Here is a 16838-nt window from a genome sequence, read left to right as displayed (position 1 = left end):
TACACTCTGGCCCGTCAGTCGTAATGGACTATATTCATAGGATAGGCGTATTAATTGTTGGTATGCCTGTTTATTCTTTTAAGGAAAATTTCATCATGTTAAGAAAACTCTCAGCTGAGTTCTTTGGTACTTTTTGGCTAGTCTTCGGTGGTTGTGGTAGTGCTGTTTTAGCTGCTGCTTTCCCCGGCTTAGGCATTGGCTTTGCTGGCGTCGCGCTGGCATTCGGTCTTACCGTATTAACCATGGCTTATGCTGTCGGTCATATTTCTGGTGGGCATTTCAACCCAGCAGTAACTCTTGGTTTATTTGCAGGTGGTCGTTTTCCTGCTAAAGACGTTGTTCCATACATCATTACACAAGTTATTGGCGGTATTGCTGCTGGTGCCGTGTTATACCTGATCGCCAGTGGCAAAGCAGGCTTTGACGCCAGCGGTTTTGCGTCTAACGGCTATGGTGAGCATTCTCCTGGCGGTTTCTCTCTGCAAGCTGCTATTGCTGCTGAATTCGTATTGACCGCATTCTTCCTGATCATCATCCATGGTGCGACAGATAAGCGTGCTCCTGCGGGATTTGCACCTATTGCGATTGGTCTGGGCCTGACTCTGATTCACTTAATCAGCATTCCAGTGACTAATACCTCGGTTAACCCTGCGCGTAGTACTGGCGTTGCGATTTTCCAGGGCGGTTGGGCGTTAGAACAACTGTGGATTTTCTGGCTGGTGCCTATCATTGGTGGTATCGTCGGTGGTCTGATCTACCGTGGTCTGCTGGAATGTAAAAAAGCAGACTAAGTACTATCTGATTTGATACTAAACCCGCTAATTTATGGCGGGTTTTTTTATTGCCATTTTCCTATCTTCTTTCGAATGTCTTCACAATAGGAGGTGTACTAATACGACACTTATAAGTAAATCTCTTATCGGTAGAATAAAGGATCCATACATAACCCTATTAGCCTCAAATCCTCCCTGAACAGGCCGTAGAGACGTTTTTATCAGGTATACATGACACATTGTCCGTATACGCCTCACGGTTTAATATCTGCCTCCGTTCGGATTTACATCTGGAAAGCGTTCAGGTTACAGAGACAAAAATACCACTGACTCAGCATTACAAAGAGCAGGAAACGCTACACCTGTAATGAACCCATACAGCCCGGTTCTCACCAATCATTCTTATAAGAAGCAATCTGTTTTACTTAAACCCACTGTACAGGTCTATATTGATCTCAATCGTGTAGCGAATTGCATCACCACCAAAGTAAAAAACCTCAGCTTTCGCTGAGGGTTTCTCTTAATTAAAGTCTGGCAGTTCCCTACTCTCGCATGGGGAAGCCCCACACTACCATCGGCGCTACGGCGTTTCACTTCTGAGTTCGGCATGGGGTCAGGTGGGACCACCGCGCTATCGCCGCCAGACAAATTCTTTCTATGTCTAACATAATTAAGTGGTGCTGATACCCAGAGTCGAACTGGGGACCTCACCCTTACCAAGGGTGCGCTCTACCAACTGAGCCATATCAGCGCCAAAACCGGTTTTATCAGATACAAATCTGATAACAATATCTACAGTCTAGTAGTTTAAATGACTTTGTCATTTAACCATCGGACAAGATTTGTACCGTTCCGTGGTTTCAGCTACTTATACTGCTAACATCAAATTTAAAGCCTGGCAGTTCCCTACTCTCGCATGGGGAAGCCCCACACTACCATCGGCGCTACGGCGTTTCACTTCTGAGTTCGGCATGGGGTCAGGTGGGACCACCGCGCTGTCGCCGCCAGGCATATTCTGTACATGAACCGTTGTATGTCAATATCACTATCCACACAACCATCCATTTCAATCCTGAACATTCGCTGAAATTCGACTTCTCTCTCTCAATCTCATCTCACCAAAACACCTTCGGTGTTGTAAGGTTAAGTCTCACGGTTCATTAGTATCGGTTAGCTCAACGTATCGCTACGCTTACACACCCGACCTATCAACGTCATAGTCTTTAACGTTCCTTCAGTGGACTCTGGGTCCAAGGGAAGACTCATCTCGAGGCAAGTTTCCCGCTTAGATGCTTTCAGCGGTTATCTTTTCCGCACGTAGCTACCGGGCAATGCCATTGGCATGACAACCCGAACACCAGTGGTGCGTTCACTCCGGTCCTCTCGTACTAGGAGCAACCCCTCTCAATCTTCCAGCGCCCACGGCAGATAGGGACCGAACTGTCTCACGACGTTCTAAACCCAGCTCGCGTACCACTTTAAACGGCGAACAGCCGTACCCTTGGGACCTACTTCAGCCCCAGGATGTGATGAGCCGACATCGAGGTGCCAAACACCGCCGTCGATATGAACTCTTGGGCGGTATCAGCCTGTTATCCCCGGAGTACCTTTTATCCGTTGAGCGATGGCCCTTCCATTCAGAACCACCGGATCACTAAGACCTACTTTCGTACCTGCTCGAGCCGTCACTCTCGCAGTCAAGCTAGCTTATGCCTTTGCACTAACCTCACGATGTCCGACCGTGATTAGCTAACCTTCGTGCTCCTCCGTTACTCTTTGGGAGGAGACCGCCCCAGTCAAACTACCCACCAGACACTGTCCTCAACCCGGATCACGGGCCAAAGTTAGAACATCAAACATTAAAGGGTGGTATTTCAAGGTTGGCTCCACGATGACTGGCGTCACCGCTTCAAAGCCTCCCACCTATCCTACACATCAAGGCTCAATGTTCAGTGTCAAGCTATAGTAAAGGTTCACGGGGTCTTTCCGTCTTGCCGCGGGTACACAGCATCTTCACTGCGAGTTCAATTTCACTGAGTCTCGGGTGGAGACAGCCTGGCCATCATTACGCCATTCGTGCAGGTCGGAACTTACCCGACAAGGAATTTCGCTACCTTAGGACCGTTATAGTTACGGCCGCCGTTTACTGGGGCTTCGATCAAGAGCTTCGCTTACGCTAACCCCATCAATTAACCTTCCAGCACCGGGCAGGCGTCACACCGTATACGTCCACTTTCGTGTTTGCACAGTGCTGTGTTTTTAATAAACAGTTGCAGCCAGCTGGTATCTTCGACTGGCTTCAGCTCCATGGGTAAACCACTTCACCTAATGCCAGCGTGCCTTCTCCCGAAGTTACGGCACCATTTTGCCTAGTTCCTTCACCCGAGTTCTCTCAAGCGCCTGAGTATTCTCTACCTGACCACCTGTGTCGGTTTGGGGTACGATTTAATGTTACCTGGAGCTTAGAGGCTTTTCCTGGAAGCAGGGCATCAACTACTTCACCACCGTAGTGGCTCGTCATCACGCCTCAGTGTTAATAAGCAATCGGATTTACCTAATCACTCCACCTACACGCTTAAACCGGGACAACCGTCGCCCGGATAGCCTAGCCTTCTTCGTCCCCCCTTCGCAGTAACACCAAGTACAGGAATATTAACCTGTTTCCCATCGACTACGCCTTTCGGCCTCGCCTTAGGGGTCGACTCACCCTGCCCCGATTAACGTTGGACAGGAACCCTTGGTCTTCCGGCGAGCGGGCTTTTCACCCGCTTTATCGTTACTTATGTCAGCATTCGCACTTCTGATACCTCCAGCAGACCTCACAGTCCACCTTCGCAGGCTTACAGAACGCTCCCCTACCCAACAATATTTTCATATCGCTGCCGCAGCTTCGGTGCATGGTTTAGCCCCGTTACATCTTCCGCGCAGGCCGACTCGACCAGTGAGCTATTACGCTTTCTTTAAATGATGGCTGCTTCTAAGCCAACATCCTGGCTGTCTGTGCCTTCCCACATCGTTTCCCACTTAACCATGACTTTGGGACCTTAGCTGGCGGTCTGGGTTGTTTCCCTCTTCACGACGGACGTTAGCACCCGCCGTGTGTCTCCCGTGATAACATTCTTCGGTATTCGGAGTTTGCATCGAGTTGGTAAGCCGGGATGGCCCCCTAGTCGAAACAGTGCTCTACCCCCGAAGATGAGTTCACGAGGCGCTACCTAAATAGCTTTCGGGGAGAACCAGCTATCTCCCGGTTTGATTGGCCTTTCACCCCCAGCCACAGGTCATCCGCTAATTTTTCAACATTAGTCGGTTCGGTCCTCCAGTTAGTGTTACCCAACCTTCAACCTGCCCATGGCTAGATCACCGGGTTTCGGGTCTATACCTTGCAACTTGACGCCCAGTTAAGACTCGGTTTCCCTACGGCTCCCCTATTCGGTTAACCTTGCTACAAAATATAAGTCGCTGACCCATTATACAAAAGGTACGCAGTCACACCCCAAAGGGTGCTCCCACTGCTTGTACGTACACGGTTTCAGGTTCTGTTTCACTCCCCTCGCCGGGGTTCTTTTCGCCTTTCCCTCACGGTACTGGTTCACTATCGGTCAGTCAGGAGTATTTAGCCTTGGAGGATGGTCCCCCCATATTCAGACAGGATGTCACGTGTCCCGCCTTACTCATCGAACTCACAATCTGTGCATTTTGGTGTACGGGACTATCACCCTGTACCGTGCGACTTTCCAGACGCTTCCACTAACACACAAACTGATTCAGGTTCTGGGCTCCTCCCCGTTCGCTCGCCGCTACTGGGGGAATCTCGGTTGATTTCTTTTCCTCGGGGTACTTAGATGTTTCAGTTCCCCCGGTTCGCCTCATACGACTATGTATTCATCGTATGATAGTGCAACGAATTGCACTGGGTTTCCCCATTCGGGTATCGCCGGTTATAACGGTTCATATCACCTTACCGACGCTTATCGCAGATTAGCACGCCCTTCATCGCCTCTGACTGCCTAGGCATCCACCGTGTACGCTTAGTCACTTAACCTCACAACCCGAAGGTGTCTCGAAAGACAACATTCTAAAGTTGCAAACAATTGAGAGACTCGCTCAGTCCACTACATGTCAGTGTATTACTCATGTATGGCTGAGGATTCAAATTTCAGCTTGTTCCGGATTGTTAAAGAGCATAATACTTCACAGCATACTGTTGCCAATATACTCTGAAGTATTGATTTACAGGACTAAATGGTGGAGCTAAGCGGGATCGAACCGCTGACCTCCTGCGTGCAAGGCAGGCGCTCTCCCAGCTGAGCTATAGCCCCATGTAGTCACGTACAGATACCTTTTCAGTTACCACTCGTAAAAGAGTTAATTCTTTCTCAGGCAAGGCATGCGACCGGGAAGTTTACATCAGTAAACGACCGCGAGCATAACGCAGCATGAGGAAGAATTTGGTAGGCCTGAGTGGACTTGAACCACCGACCTCACCCTTATCAGGGGTGCGCTCTAACCACCTGAGCTACAAGCCTATAAAGGTATTTCTGCTCGTTATTCTTCATCAGACAATCTGTGTGGACACTGCACGCAACTGCATATCTTTCAGGTAAGGAGGTGATCCAACCGCAGGTTCCCCTACGGTTACCTTGTTACGACTTCACCCCAGTCATGAATCACAAAGTGGTAAGCGCCCTCCCGAAGGTTAAGCTACCTACTTCTTTTGCAACCCACTCCCATGGTGTGACGGGCGGTGTGTACAAGGCCCGGGAACGTATTCACCGTAGCATTCTGATCTACGATTACTAGCGATTCCGACTTCATGGAGTCGAGTTGCAGACTCCAATCCGGACTACGACGTACTTTATGAGGTCCGCATGCTCTCGCGAGGTAGCTTCTCTTTGTATACGCCATTGTAGCACGTGTGTAGCCCTACTCGTAAGGGCCATGATGACTTGACGTCATCCCCACCTTCCTCCGGTTTATCACCGGCAGTCTCCTTTGAGTTCCCACCATTACGTGCTGGCAACAAAGGATAGGGGTTGCGCTCGTTGCGGGACTTAACCCAACATTTCACAACACGAGCTGACGACAGCCATGCAGCACCTGTCTCAGAGCTCCCGAAGGCACTAAAGCATCTCTGCTAAATTCTCTGGATGTCAAGAGTAGGTAAGGTTCTTCGCGTTGCATCGAATTAAACCACATGCTCCACCGCTTGTGCGGGCCCCCGTCAATTCATTTGAGTTTTAACCTTGCGGCCGTACTCCCCAGGCGGTCGACTTAACGCGTTAGCTCCGGAAGCCACTCCTCAAGGGAACAACCTCCAAGTCGACATCGTTTACAGCGTGGACTACCAGGGTATCTAATCCTGTTTGCTCCCCACGCTTTCGCACCTGAGCGTCAGTCTTTGTCCAGGGGGCCGCCTTCGCCACCGGTATTCCTCCACATCTCTACGCATTTCACCGCTACACATGGAATTCTACCCCCCTCTACAAGACTCTAGCTTGCCAGTTTCGGATGCAGTTCCCAGGTTAAGCCCGGGGATTTCACATCCGACTTGACAAACCGCCTGCGTGCGCTTTACGCCCAGTAATTCCGATTAACGCTTGCACCCTCCGTATTACCGCGGCTGCTGGCACGGAGTTAGCCGGTGCTTCTTCTGTGGGTAACGTCAATACATGGTGCTATTAACACCACATCCTTCCTCCCCACTGAAAGTGCTTTACAACCCTAAGGCCTTCTTCACACACGCGGCATGGCTGCATCAGGGTTTCCCCCATTGTGCAATATTCCCCACTGCTGCCTCCCGTAGGAGTCTGGGCCGTGTCTCAGTCCCAGTGTGGCTGGTCATCCTCTCAGACCAGCTAGGGATCGTCGCCTAGGTGAGCCATTACCCCACCTACTAGCTAATCCCATCTGGGTTCATCTGATGGCGCGAGGCCCGAAGGTCCCCCGCTTTGGTCTTGCGACGTTACGCGGTATTAGCTACCGTTTCCAGTAGTTATCCCCCTCCATCAGGCAGATCCCCAGACATTACTCACCCGTCCGCCGCTCGTCACCCAAGGAGCAAGCTCCTCTGTGCTACCGCCCGACTTGCATGTGTTAGGCCTGCCGCCAGCGTTCAATCTGAGCCATGATCAAACTCTTCAATTAAAAGCTTGATGCTCAAAGATTACTTTCAATAATTCAAATGAATTACTGTCTGGTCACTCTTTAAGACTTGGTATTTTTTTGTGTCGTTACACCGAAGTGTAATGACGTGAGATACCGTCTTGTGAGTGCCCACACAGATTGTCTGATAAATTGTTAAAGAGCGATGTTGCGGCGAAAAACTTCCCGCAACACGGGCTGCGCATACTACGCTTTCCCGCGTCAGAGTCAAGTGTTAAATCACAGATTTATGCACGATAACGTCTGAACTGAAGCGGCTGTTGCCGTGTCAGTGGCGGCGCATTATAGGGACTCAGAATCATCTGGCAAGTGCTAATTGATAAAATAATTTTAACCGCTTTATTTTTCGCCACAATGTCGTCATAAACAGGCTATTTGCTGATTAAACGTTCGAATTCCCCGGCAAACTGCTTCACTTTATCCCAGTCGGTATATTCTACGTCTTTGCTGCTATCCGTTTCCCCTTTGGTCATTTTCATAATTAACTGAATCATGACTCGATCTAACCAGGTGTAGCGAGGGTAACGTAATGCGCCGGCAAAAACACCGCAAAGGGTCGGATGCCACTGAGTAGCCGCCAGATATTTACGGGTGTAGCTGTTGGTTTCCGCCGTTTGCTTTTCCACTTTTCGGGCAATCAGTGAAACGGAAACGAAGGCGCTCGGCATTTGGTTTAATGCCTGATAGTGACGCTCCACAAACGTGCGAAATTCTTTATGGAAGTGACCGTAGCGAATAGCAGCACCAATCAGAACACCGTTATAGTCTGCAAAATTAATTTGCGGTACATCATCCACATTATACAGGTCAACCTGGATATCCTTTCCCCGCAATTCATCAGCAATGCTGGAAACAATGGTTTTCGTTTGCCCTTCGCGACTTGAATAAATAAGCAGTGCTTTCATGGGTTATTCCTTTCTTATTGTTTGTTTCCCGTTATTCACGCCAGAAAATCGGCGTGAGCAGAACCAGAAGCGTAAACACTTCAAGACGACCAAACATCATGGTCACAATCAGGATCCACTTGGCGGCATCATTAACCTGCGCATAGTGGCTGCCAAAATCGCCAATACCAATCCCTACGTTGTTTAATGCAGAGACAATGCCGGTGAAGGCAGAGAATGCGTCCAGCCCGGTAGCCATCAATGCCAACATACCAATGATAAACACCAGCGCGTAAGCAGAGAAGAAGCCCCAAACGGCTTCAATAACGCGTTCCGGTAAGGCCCGATTTCCCAGTTTAATGGTATATACCGCGTTAGGGTGAACCAGACGTTTCAGCTCACGTACCCCCTGCAAGAACAGTAACAGTACGCGAATAACTTTAAGCCCACCACCGGTTGAACCTGCACAGCCACCAACAAATGTCGCCATCAGCAACATCACCGGTAAGAAGGTCGGCCAGGTGGCAATGGCCTCTGTAGAGGAACCAGTGGTGGTGGTCATGGATATTACGTGGAAAAACGATTGATTCAGCGATTCCAACAATGTGCCATACACGTCTTTTCGCCAGAGCATTAAAGTACAGATGACTATCAGAGCGACCTGAAAGAAGAAGTACATTTTAAATTCCGGATCGCGCCAGTACACCTTAACGCTGCGTCCGCTTAATACCGCAAAGTGCAGACCAAAGTTACACCCGGAAATAAACAAGAATACCGCGGTAATATTATTAATTAATGAGCTGTTATAGAACGCCAGGCCGCTTTCATGAGTAGAAAACCCACCGATAGCCACGGTGGAAAAACTGTGCCCAATGGCATCAAAAGGACTCATACCTGCCGCCCAGAGCGACAACGCGCAGGCAATAGTAATTAGCACATAGATAAACCACAGGGTTTTTGCCGTTTCCGCAATTCGCGGTCGCATCTTGCTGTCTTTTAACGGACCGGGAATTTCTGCCCGATAGAGTTGCATACCACCCACGCCCAACAGGGGTAAAATGGCTACGGCTAATACGATGATCCCCATGCCCCCTAACCATTGGAGCATCTGGCGATAGAACAGAATGGCTTTGGGCAAACTATCCAGCCCAACCAGCGTGGTGGCACCCGTGGTGGTTAATCCGGAAAATGATTCAAAGAACGCATTGGTGATACTCATCCCCAGCGATTCGGCAAAAATAAATGGCAATGCCCCAACGCTGCCCAGTACCGTCCAGAACAGTACTACGATCAGAAAGCCCTCCCGGGATTTCAACTCTTTCTTCTGATTACGATTAGGGAACCACAAAAACAGGCCGATAATAATCGCCACGACAAAGGTTTGAGTGAATGCACTACCGGCACCATCGCGATAAATCAGTGCGACGATCCCCGGGACTACCATTAATCCGGAAAAGAGGATAACCAAGAGCCCGACAATACGGGTTATTGTGCGAAAGTGCATTCCGGTTCGACCTTTTTCAATAAAAAACCTGAGAATTATTACGTAACCGGAGACAAAAGCAATGCTCCACGGCTGACATCGCGCAATTTACCTGCAATTTGCTCAATATGTAATGATGGTAATGACAATATTAAACGGATATCGGCACCATAATCGGCACGTACAATCTCCCCACCAGACTGCTGAACTAAAGTTTCTACCATTGCTAATTGCTGATAATCACACACCAGCAAAAATTCTGACTGAGGTATGCGTAGTTGGGTGGGCAGTATCTTCAACGCCTGTTGAACACCGTTACCATAGGCCTTAACCAGACCGCCAGTACCCAACAAAATACCACCATAATAGCGAACCACGACCGCGACCACCTCACCTACGCCGCTTCCCATTAACTGGGCCAACATTGGTTTACCGGCGGTTCCCGATGGTTCTCCATCGTCAGAAAAACCCAGCTGCTGAGAATCATTTGGCGCACCGGCCACAAACGCCCAACAGTGGTGGCGTGCATCCGGATGCTCATCCCTGATTTGCTGTATAAACAGTTTAGCCTTATCGGCACCGTTTACCGGTGCAAGATAAGTAATAAAGCGGCTCTTTTTAATTTCTTCATTAAACGTCACCGCTTCAGCGGGTATTAAATAGGATTCCATCAGGACAGTTTCAAATCTCGCGTCATATTTTCTACCCGATCTTTACGGATCACAACGTTATCCTCAATACGAATACCGCCATACGGCCTGAATTTATCAATACGTAACCAGTTAAAGTTAGGATTGAACTGACTATCTCGCCATGGTGCCAGCAGGGTATCTATAAAATAGAGGCCCGGCTCAATGGTCATCACCATGCCCGGCTCAAGATTGCGCGTGCAGCGTAACGGAGGATGCCTTTCCGGTGCCGAACGATGAGTACCGGTATCATCCTGCATAAATCCGGCAACATCATGAACCTGTAACCCTAACGGATGACCAAGCCCATGAGGGAAGAAAGTGAAACTGATTCCGGTTTCAACGATGTCTTCTTCGCTCATATTCACAATCAGATCGTATTTTTTCAGCAGTTTGGCAACACGTTGATGCATTTGCAGATGATAGTCGACAAAGTTAACACCTACTTTTAACGTAGCGATCAACGCCTGCTGTTCTGCATTCATATCTTTTATCAGTAAATCAAAATCGCTGTCTTTATGTCTGGCATAGGTACGGGTCAGATCGGCGGCATAACCGTTATATTCGGCACCGGCATCAATCAGAAAACTGAAAGATTCCGCTGGGGTAGATTGTTCCAGCTTGGTGTAATGCAACACCGCTGCATGATCGTTCAACGCAATGATATTGTCATAAGGTACGTTAGTATCCCGATGGCCGGTGGCTGTCAGATAAGCCAGATTGATATCGAATTCACTCATATCGGAGTAAAACGCATCCCGGGCGGCTTTATGACCGTTAATTGCTACTTTTTGCGCCTCACGCATACAAAACAGTTCATAGTCAGTTTTGTATGAACGATAGTAATGCAGATAGTCGAGCACCGGTTTAGGGTTAATGTTTTCCCCTGAGATACCCAACCACTCAGCTCTGGCCGGATTTGGGCCGATATAACCGACTTTGTCCCGTTTTGTTGGCAGGAAATGATTAATATCATCCGCTTTTTTCAGCGGCTGAATATCAATATAAGGGGTCCAAAAACTGTTTGGTAAGGGTTCAACGCTGTACCAGTAATCAACCGGAGAGTAGAACCAAAGCTTTGGCGTATTAACGCCATCAACCCAAATCCAGCAATTTTGCACTTCGGTAACCGGAACCCAGGCCTTGAAATGAGGGTTAACTTTAAACGGGTAATCCCTGTCGTCGAGAAATAGTCGAATCAACTCGCCAGAGTGAATAAGCAGAGCGTCGAGCTGATTTCGTTCTAAAACGGCCTGAGTACGTTGCTGTAATACAGAGAGATGCGCCTGGTATAACGATGCCAACTTTTCCATCAGATCACCCTATTAAAGTTATTAATCCGTTTAATTTTATCACAGCTATAAAAAAGGGGCGCTGAATGCGCCCACTGATTTTCCGATTAAGTGATGCAGAATCAACTATTAAAAAGATTCCCGCAGTGAACGGGCTGCCTGCACCATGTTTTCCAGTGACTGTCGGGTCTCTGGCCAGGCGCGGGTTTTTAAGCCGCAATCCGGGTTTACCCACAGGCGTTCCGCAGGAATGCGTTGGGCTGCCCGACGTAATAACGCTTCAATCCATGCCACGCTCGGTACGTTAGGCGAGTGGATATCATATACTCCTGGTCCAATTTCATTTGGATACTCAAATGATTCAAACGCCTCTAACAACTCCATATCAGAACGCGATGTTTCGATGGTAATAACATCCGCATCCAGCGCAGTGATGGAGTCCATAATGTCGTTAAATTCGCAGTAACACATATGAGTATGAATTTGGGTTTCATCCTTCACCGAAGAGGCGTTCAGACGAAATGCTTCCGTAGCCCAGTTCAGATAATCATTCCACTCTGCTTTTTTCAGCGGTAATCCTTCTCTTAGCGCTGGCTCATCAATTTGGATAATACCAATACCTGCCGCTTCCAAATCACTCACTTCATCACGCAGGGCCAAAGCAATTTGTTTAGCAATCACTTCACGGCTGACGTCTTCACGCGGGAATGACCAGCAGAGAATAGTTACCGGACCGGTTAACATCCCCTTTACCGGTTTCTCAGTCAGAGACTGAGCATAGCGAGCCCATTCGACAGTAATAGGTTGCGGACGACTGATATCGCCGATAATAACCGGTGGCTTCACGCAGCGAGAGCCATAACTCTGCACCCAGCCATTTTGTGTAAAGACAAAACCATCCAGATGCTCACCAAAATACTCAACCATGTCATTGCGTTCAGCTTCGCCATGTACCAGTACATCCAGCCCTAAGCGCTCCTGCTCAAGTATGGCCTGTCTGATATGCTCACTGATGCCGGTACGGTATTTACTGCCGTCCAGACGCCCTTGTTTAAAATCGAGGCGTAAGGTGCGGATATCTGCAGTTTGTGGAAATGAACCAATGGTGGTGGTTGGCCACAGCGGTAAATTATATTTTGCCCGTTGCAGCTCGGCACGTTGGGCGTATGGCTGCTGACGTTGGCTATCCTGCGGGCCTATTTTCGCTAAACGCTGCTCCACGGCAGAATTATGAACCCGTGCAGATTTCTGACGCTGGCGAACAGGCGCGCTGTATTCCGCCAGTTTCTGCTGTAACGCACTATCCTCTGCATTATTCAGAGCCTGAGTTAACAAACTAATTTCACTACATTTTTGCAGAGCGAAGGCAAACCAGCTCTTCACTTCCTCATCCAGTCTGGTTTCACGAGCCAGATCGATTGGACTATGCAGTAACGAGCAGGAACCGGAAATCCACCATGCTCTTTGCCCTATCAACGGACGTAATTGTTCAAACCAACGCGATAAGTCCGCCCGCCATACGTTACGGCCATTAATAACACCCAGTGAAAGCAACCAGTCCTGTGGCAGTACCTGATGCAGCTGTTCAATATTATCTTTACCCGCAACCAAATCGACATGCAGCCCCTGTACAGGTAAATGACGAAGGGTTTCTAACTGATGGCTGATGCCGTCGAAATAGGTGGTAAGTAAAATGTTCACCTTTCCGGTTAGTGCCTGATAGGCTGGCTGGTAGGCTTCCAGCCACTGTTTTGGCAAATCCAACACCAGTGCAGGCTCATCAATTTGCACCCACTCGATACCACGCTCTGCCAGTTTAGCCAGAACTTGCTGGTAGACCGGTAAAATATCCTGCAACAGCGTCAGACGATCGAATGATTCGCCTTTTACTTTGCCTAACCACAAATAGCTCAGCGGCCCCAGCAATACGGGTTTAATTCGATGCCCTAAAGCAATAGCTTCATCCACTTCATCAAATAACTGATTCCATGCCAGATGAAAGCGCTGACCGCGAACAAACTCTGGCACCATGTAGTGGTAGTTAGTGTTAAACCATTTGGTCATTTCTGCCGCTACTGCTGGCTTACCGGTTGGTGCACGACCGCGACCAATACGAAATAAGGTATCGATATCAATAGTGCCATCTTCATTATGATGACGATCTGGCACATTACCCAGCAGCAGGCTGGTTGCTAAAACATGATCGTACCAGGCGAAATCCCCCACCGGCAGCAGATCAATTCCGGCATCACGCTGTTGTTGCCAGTGGCGAGCTCTCAGTTCACGCCCGGTTTCTAACAGACTTTGTCTGTCGATATCGCCACTCCAGTAGCGTTCTAATGATTTTTTTAACTCGCGCTCCACGCCAATACGCGGGAAACCTAAAATGTGACTCTGGATACTCATATCAACCTCATTTAGCCGTCTAGATGTTTACACATCCATAATCAACAGGTATGGTGTGATCCACAAGCGCAACTTTTTCATACAGAGAGTGAAAAATATTCATGATCGAATTAAAGCATCTACGAACACTACAGGCTTTACGTCAGAACGGCTCTCTGGCTAACGCAGCAACTCAACTCTATTTAACTCAATCGGCTCTTTCCCATCAGTTGAACGAAATTGAACAGCGTCTTGGGTACCGACTTTATCTGCGTAAAAGCCAACCGATTCGCTTTACGCCACAGGGTGATATCTTGCTGGATCTGGCCGATCGGGTATTACCGCAAATTCAGCAGGCGCTACAAAGTTGCAGCGCTCCTCCTACAAATACGCTTCGTCTGGCTATTGAGTGCCACAGCTGTATTCAGTGGTTAACCCCGGCACTCAATACGTTTCGTCAGATTTATCCTGATGTTCAAATGGATTTCAAAGCGGGCGTGACTTTCGATCCTCAGCCCGAACTGCAGCAAGGCGAATTAGATTTGGTAATGACTTCCGATATTTTGCCCCGCAGTGGTCTGCATTATTCCGCGCTGTTTGATTTTGAGGTTCGTCTGGTACTGGCTCCTGAGCATCCATTAGTACTTCAGCAGCAAATTGCGCCTGAAAGTCTGGCGGACGAAACATTGCTGATCTATCCGGTTCAACGCCAGCGTTTAGACGTCTGGAAACACTTCCTACAGCCGGCAGGTATCTCCCCGGCACTGAAAAGCGTGGATAACACCATGCTGCTAATTCAGATGGTGTCAGCACAAATGGGGATTGCCGCCCTTCCACACTGGGTGGTTGAGAGCGCTGAAAAACAGGGGTTAGTTGTTACGAAACCCTTAGCAGAAGGGTTATGGCGTAGGTTATATGCCGCGGTTCGTGATGGAGAGCAACATCAACCGGCGGTAAAAGCGTTTATTGATATTGCTCACCAGCATGGTGGTAGTCTGCCGTTTGTCAGACTGGCCTGATTCAAGCCGATTTTCTGACCGTCACGGCGTTAGGAACCACCCACCACTTATGTACCAGCAGGGACGCTACAATAATTCCGCCGCCAATAATCAATCTGACCCAGTTAACATCATGTTGCCAGAGAGCGAAGTTCACCAATAGTCCTGCCGGAATAAGCGCATTATTCATAATGGCCAGGGTACCGGCATCCACCTGCGTTGCCCCGTAGTTCCACATAAAAAAGCCCAATCCGGAAGCACCAATACCCAACCAGATCAGAATACCCCACTGTAGATGGGTCGTCGGTAATTTTTCCGGATTACCAAATATAAACCACGCCATCACGGCAACGCACAATGCCCCTAAATAGAACCACGAGAACGCATTTCGCTGTGGCATTGGGTAGACTTCCATCAGCCGCTTATAGCCAACCTGACCAATGGCAAAGCAAATATTCGCTCCCTGAATACAGATTAACCCCAGCCAAAACTGGCTGCTCAACTGGTCATAACGAATGACTGCCGCCCCCGCTACTGCCAGCAATGCACTCAGCAAATACCCCATACGCAGGCGATTACCTGACATCAGATCGTAAATCAACGTCACATAGATAGGGGTTAAAATAGTAAACAGCAAAACTTCCGGAACGCTGAGATAGAGGAAAGATTGATAATAGAACAGATACATTATGCCGAGTTGAAAAGCGCCAACAGTCATATACAGTAGTGCCTGTTTCAAACTGACCTGACGTAATCGCAGGAAAGGTAAGAAGACTAAAAAGGCCAGCGCTACTCGCATTAAAACTGCAAACCAGGTATCCACCTGACCGGATAAATAGACGCCAATTAAACTAAAAGAGAACGCCCACAGGACCGTGGTTGCAATCAATAATGGCATGCTTTATTTACCTTTCTTTGTATCGTTAAAGGGCGCCAAGTATAGATTATCGTTGTTTTTGATACCAAAGATATTTACTTTACAAGTGATTATTATTTGGCCAAACAATATGAATTCAGGTTTATTGGTCAAACACTAAAACTAGAAGTCAGATTACTGACAAACCTAATAAATCAGCAACGGTACATATTTCGACTGTAAAAACACGGCGCTTATATTTGCATCGGTAATAGTTTCTCACTCCCCCCGTCGATTGACTCTCTTAAGAACTATCAAGCTTTGTTCATCAATCTCATAGATCTGTACGTTGGAGTAGTAGCGTAATATTTACAACGCTTGTCCATTACCGCTACTAAGGTTACATTCCAGTGATTGCATTACTTAATAAAAGGAATTTTTGCATTGGATATTCCACGTATCTTTAATATTACCGAAAGTGCTCACCGCATCCATAACCCATTCACACCAGAAAAGTTTGCCACTCTCGGAGCCGCATTGCGGCTGGAACCAGAAACTCGTGTACTTGACCTCGGCAGCGGTTCAGGTGAGATGTTGTGTACCTGGGCGCGGGATTATGGAATCACAGGCGTTGGTATTGATATGAGCCAGCTGTTTTCCGCGCAGGCAAAACACCGCGCTGAAGAACTCGGCGTCGCCGACCGTGTAGAGTTTATTCACAATGACGCCGCCGGCTATGTTACCAGTGAAAAAGTCGATGTAGCTGCCTGCATCGGTGCCACATGGATTGCCGGGGGAGTCGCTGGCACTATCGAGCTTCTGTCGAAAAGCCTTAATTCCGGAGGAATTATCCTGATTGGCGAACCTTACTGGCGCCAGTTACCATCAACGGAAGAGATTGCCAAAGCATGCTTTGCCAGTTCTCTCTCTGACTTTCTCACATTACCAGAACTTCTCGCCTCTTTTGGCGACCTCAATTATGACGTTGTGGAAATGGTTCTGGCCGACCAACAAGGCTGGGATAGGTATGAAGCTGCCAAGTGGCTCACCATGCGCCGCTGGCTCGAAGCAAATCCTAATGACGAAATGGCACAAGAGATTCGAAACATGCTGACTCAGGAGCCAAAACGCTACGCCACCTACACACGTGAATACTTGGGATGGGGTGTATTCGCCCTGATGTTGCGGTGATGTGAGGCTATACCGGGTAGCTAAAACAGTAACGCTGTACAGCCCAAAAAATATTATTTTCACCCATTGACTCTGGAGTAGACTCTAAGGTGTAGAGTAGCTTCATTAAATGATGGGTGAAG

9 protein-coding genes, 3 tRNA genes and 4 rRNA genes are annotated in these 16838 nt (G+C 48.4%); 3 read left to right on the top strand and 13 right to left on the bottom strand.

Going from position 1 to position 16838, the window contains the following annotated elements; all coding sequences use genetic code 11:
• Positions 1-95: 95 nt before the first annotated feature.
• Positions 96-791, top strand: coding sequence for an aquaporin Z (gene aqpZ / locus EKN56_RS01210; protein WP_130590140.1), 696 nt, complete (start codon positions 96-98; stop codon positions 789-791).
• Positions 792-1302: 511 nt separating this feature from the next.
• Here aqpZ and rrf (EKN56_RS01205) read toward each other — a convergent pair.
• The 12 genes from rrf (EKN56_RS01205) to metE all read right to left on the bottom strand — a co-directional run bounded on the left by rrf (EKN56_RS01205) (position 1303) and on the right by metE (position 13692).
• A 5S ribosomal RNA gene (rrf, locus tag EKN56_RS01205) occupies positions 1303-1418 on the bottom strand.
• A gap of 30 nt (positions 1419-1448) precedes the next feature.
• Positions 1449-1524: transfer RNA gene (locus EKN56_RS01200), tRNA-Thr, on the bottom strand.
• A 142-nt stretch (positions 1525-1666) separates the two neighbouring features.
• Positions 1667-1782 (bottom strand): 5S ribosomal RNA (gene rrf / locus EKN56_RS01195).
• 130 nt (positions 1783-1912) lie between these two features.
• A 23S ribosomal RNA gene (locus tag EKN56_RS01190) occupies positions 1913-4818 on the bottom strand.
• A gap of 201 nt (positions 4819-5019) precedes the next feature.
• Positions 5020-5095: transfer RNA gene (locus EKN56_RS01185), tRNA-Ala, on the bottom strand.
• A 130-nt stretch (positions 5096-5225) separates the two neighbouring features.
• Positions 5226-5302 (bottom strand) — tRNA-Ile (locus EKN56_RS01180).
• A gap of 75 nt (positions 5303-5377) precedes the next feature.
• Positions 5378-6920: ribosomal RNA gene (locus EKN56_RS01175) — 16S ribosomal RNA — on the bottom strand.
• The 16S, 23S and 5S rRNA genes sit together here with 3 tRNA genes alongside, the layout of an rRNA operon.
• Before the next feature lie 389 nt (positions 6921-7309).
• Positions 7310-7843, bottom strand: a complete 534-nt coding sequence (gene hemG / locus EKN56_RS01170; protein ID WP_130590139.1) for a menaquinone-dependent protoporphyrinogen IX dehydrogenase — start codon at positions 7841-7843, stop codon at positions 7310-7312.
• A 31-nt stretch (positions 7844-7874) separates the two neighbouring features.
• Complete coding sequence (gene trkH / locus EKN56_RS01165) at positions 7875-9326, bottom strand: Trk system potassium transporter TrkH (protein WP_130590138.1); 1452 nt, start codon at positions 9324-9326, stop codon at positions 7875-7877.
• A 38-nt stretch (positions 9327-9364) separates the two neighbouring features.
• Complete coding sequence (locus EKN56_RS01160) at positions 9365-9976, bottom strand: IMPACT family protein (protein WP_130590137.1); 612 nt, start codon at positions 9974-9976, stop codon at positions 9365-9367.
• Positions 9976-11307 (bottom strand): Xaa-Pro dipeptidase, encoded by a 1332-nt coding sequence (gene pepQ / locus EKN56_RS01155; protein ID WP_130590136.1) that lies wholly within the window; start codon positions 11305-11307, stop codon positions 9976-9978. Before pepQ ends, EKN56_RS01160 begins: the two co-directional genes overlap by 1 nt.
• A gap of 108 nt (positions 11308-11415) precedes the next feature.
• A complete protein-coding gene (gene metE, locus EKN56_RS01150; protein ID WP_130590135.1) occupies positions 11416-13692 on the bottom strand; it encodes a 5-methyltetrahydropteroyltriglutamate--homocysteine S-methyltransferase in 2277 nt (758 codons plus the stop codon).
• Positions 13693-13793: 101 nt separating this feature from the next.
• Here metE and metR point away from each other — a divergent pair, with 101 nt between their 5' ends.
• Positions 13794-14690, top strand: coding sequence for an HTH-type transcriptional regulator MetR (gene metR, locus EKN56_RS01145; protein ID WP_130590134.1), 897 nt, complete (start codon positions 13794-13796; stop codon positions 14688-14690).
• Position 14691: 1 nt separating this feature from the next.
• On the opposite strand, the gene EKN56_RS01140 is transcribed toward metR, so the two are convergent.
• Positions 14692-15567, bottom strand: a complete 876-nt coding sequence (locus EKN56_RS01140) for a carboxylate/amino acid/amine transporter (protein ID WP_130590133.1) — start codon at positions 15565-15567, stop codon at positions 14692-14694.
• 402 nt (positions 15568-15969) lie between these two features.
• Between EKN56_RS01140 and EKN56_RS01135 the strand changes: the two genes are divergently transcribed.
• Complete coding sequence (locus tag EKN56_RS01135; protein ID WP_130593549.1) at positions 15970-16716, top strand: SAM-dependent methyltransferase; 747 nt, start codon at positions 15970-15972, stop codon at positions 16714-16716.
• Positions 16717-16838: the final 122 nt, after the last annotated feature.

It is taken from the genome of Limnobaculum zhutongyuii (assembly GCF_004295645.1).
Lineage (GTDB): Bacteria > Pseudomonadota > Gammaproteobacteria > Enterobacterales > Enterobacteriaceae > Limnobaculum > Limnobaculum zhutongyuii.
Note: the sequence above shows the minus strand (reverse complement) of the source record. Positions and strands in the feature narration are given on the sequence as shown.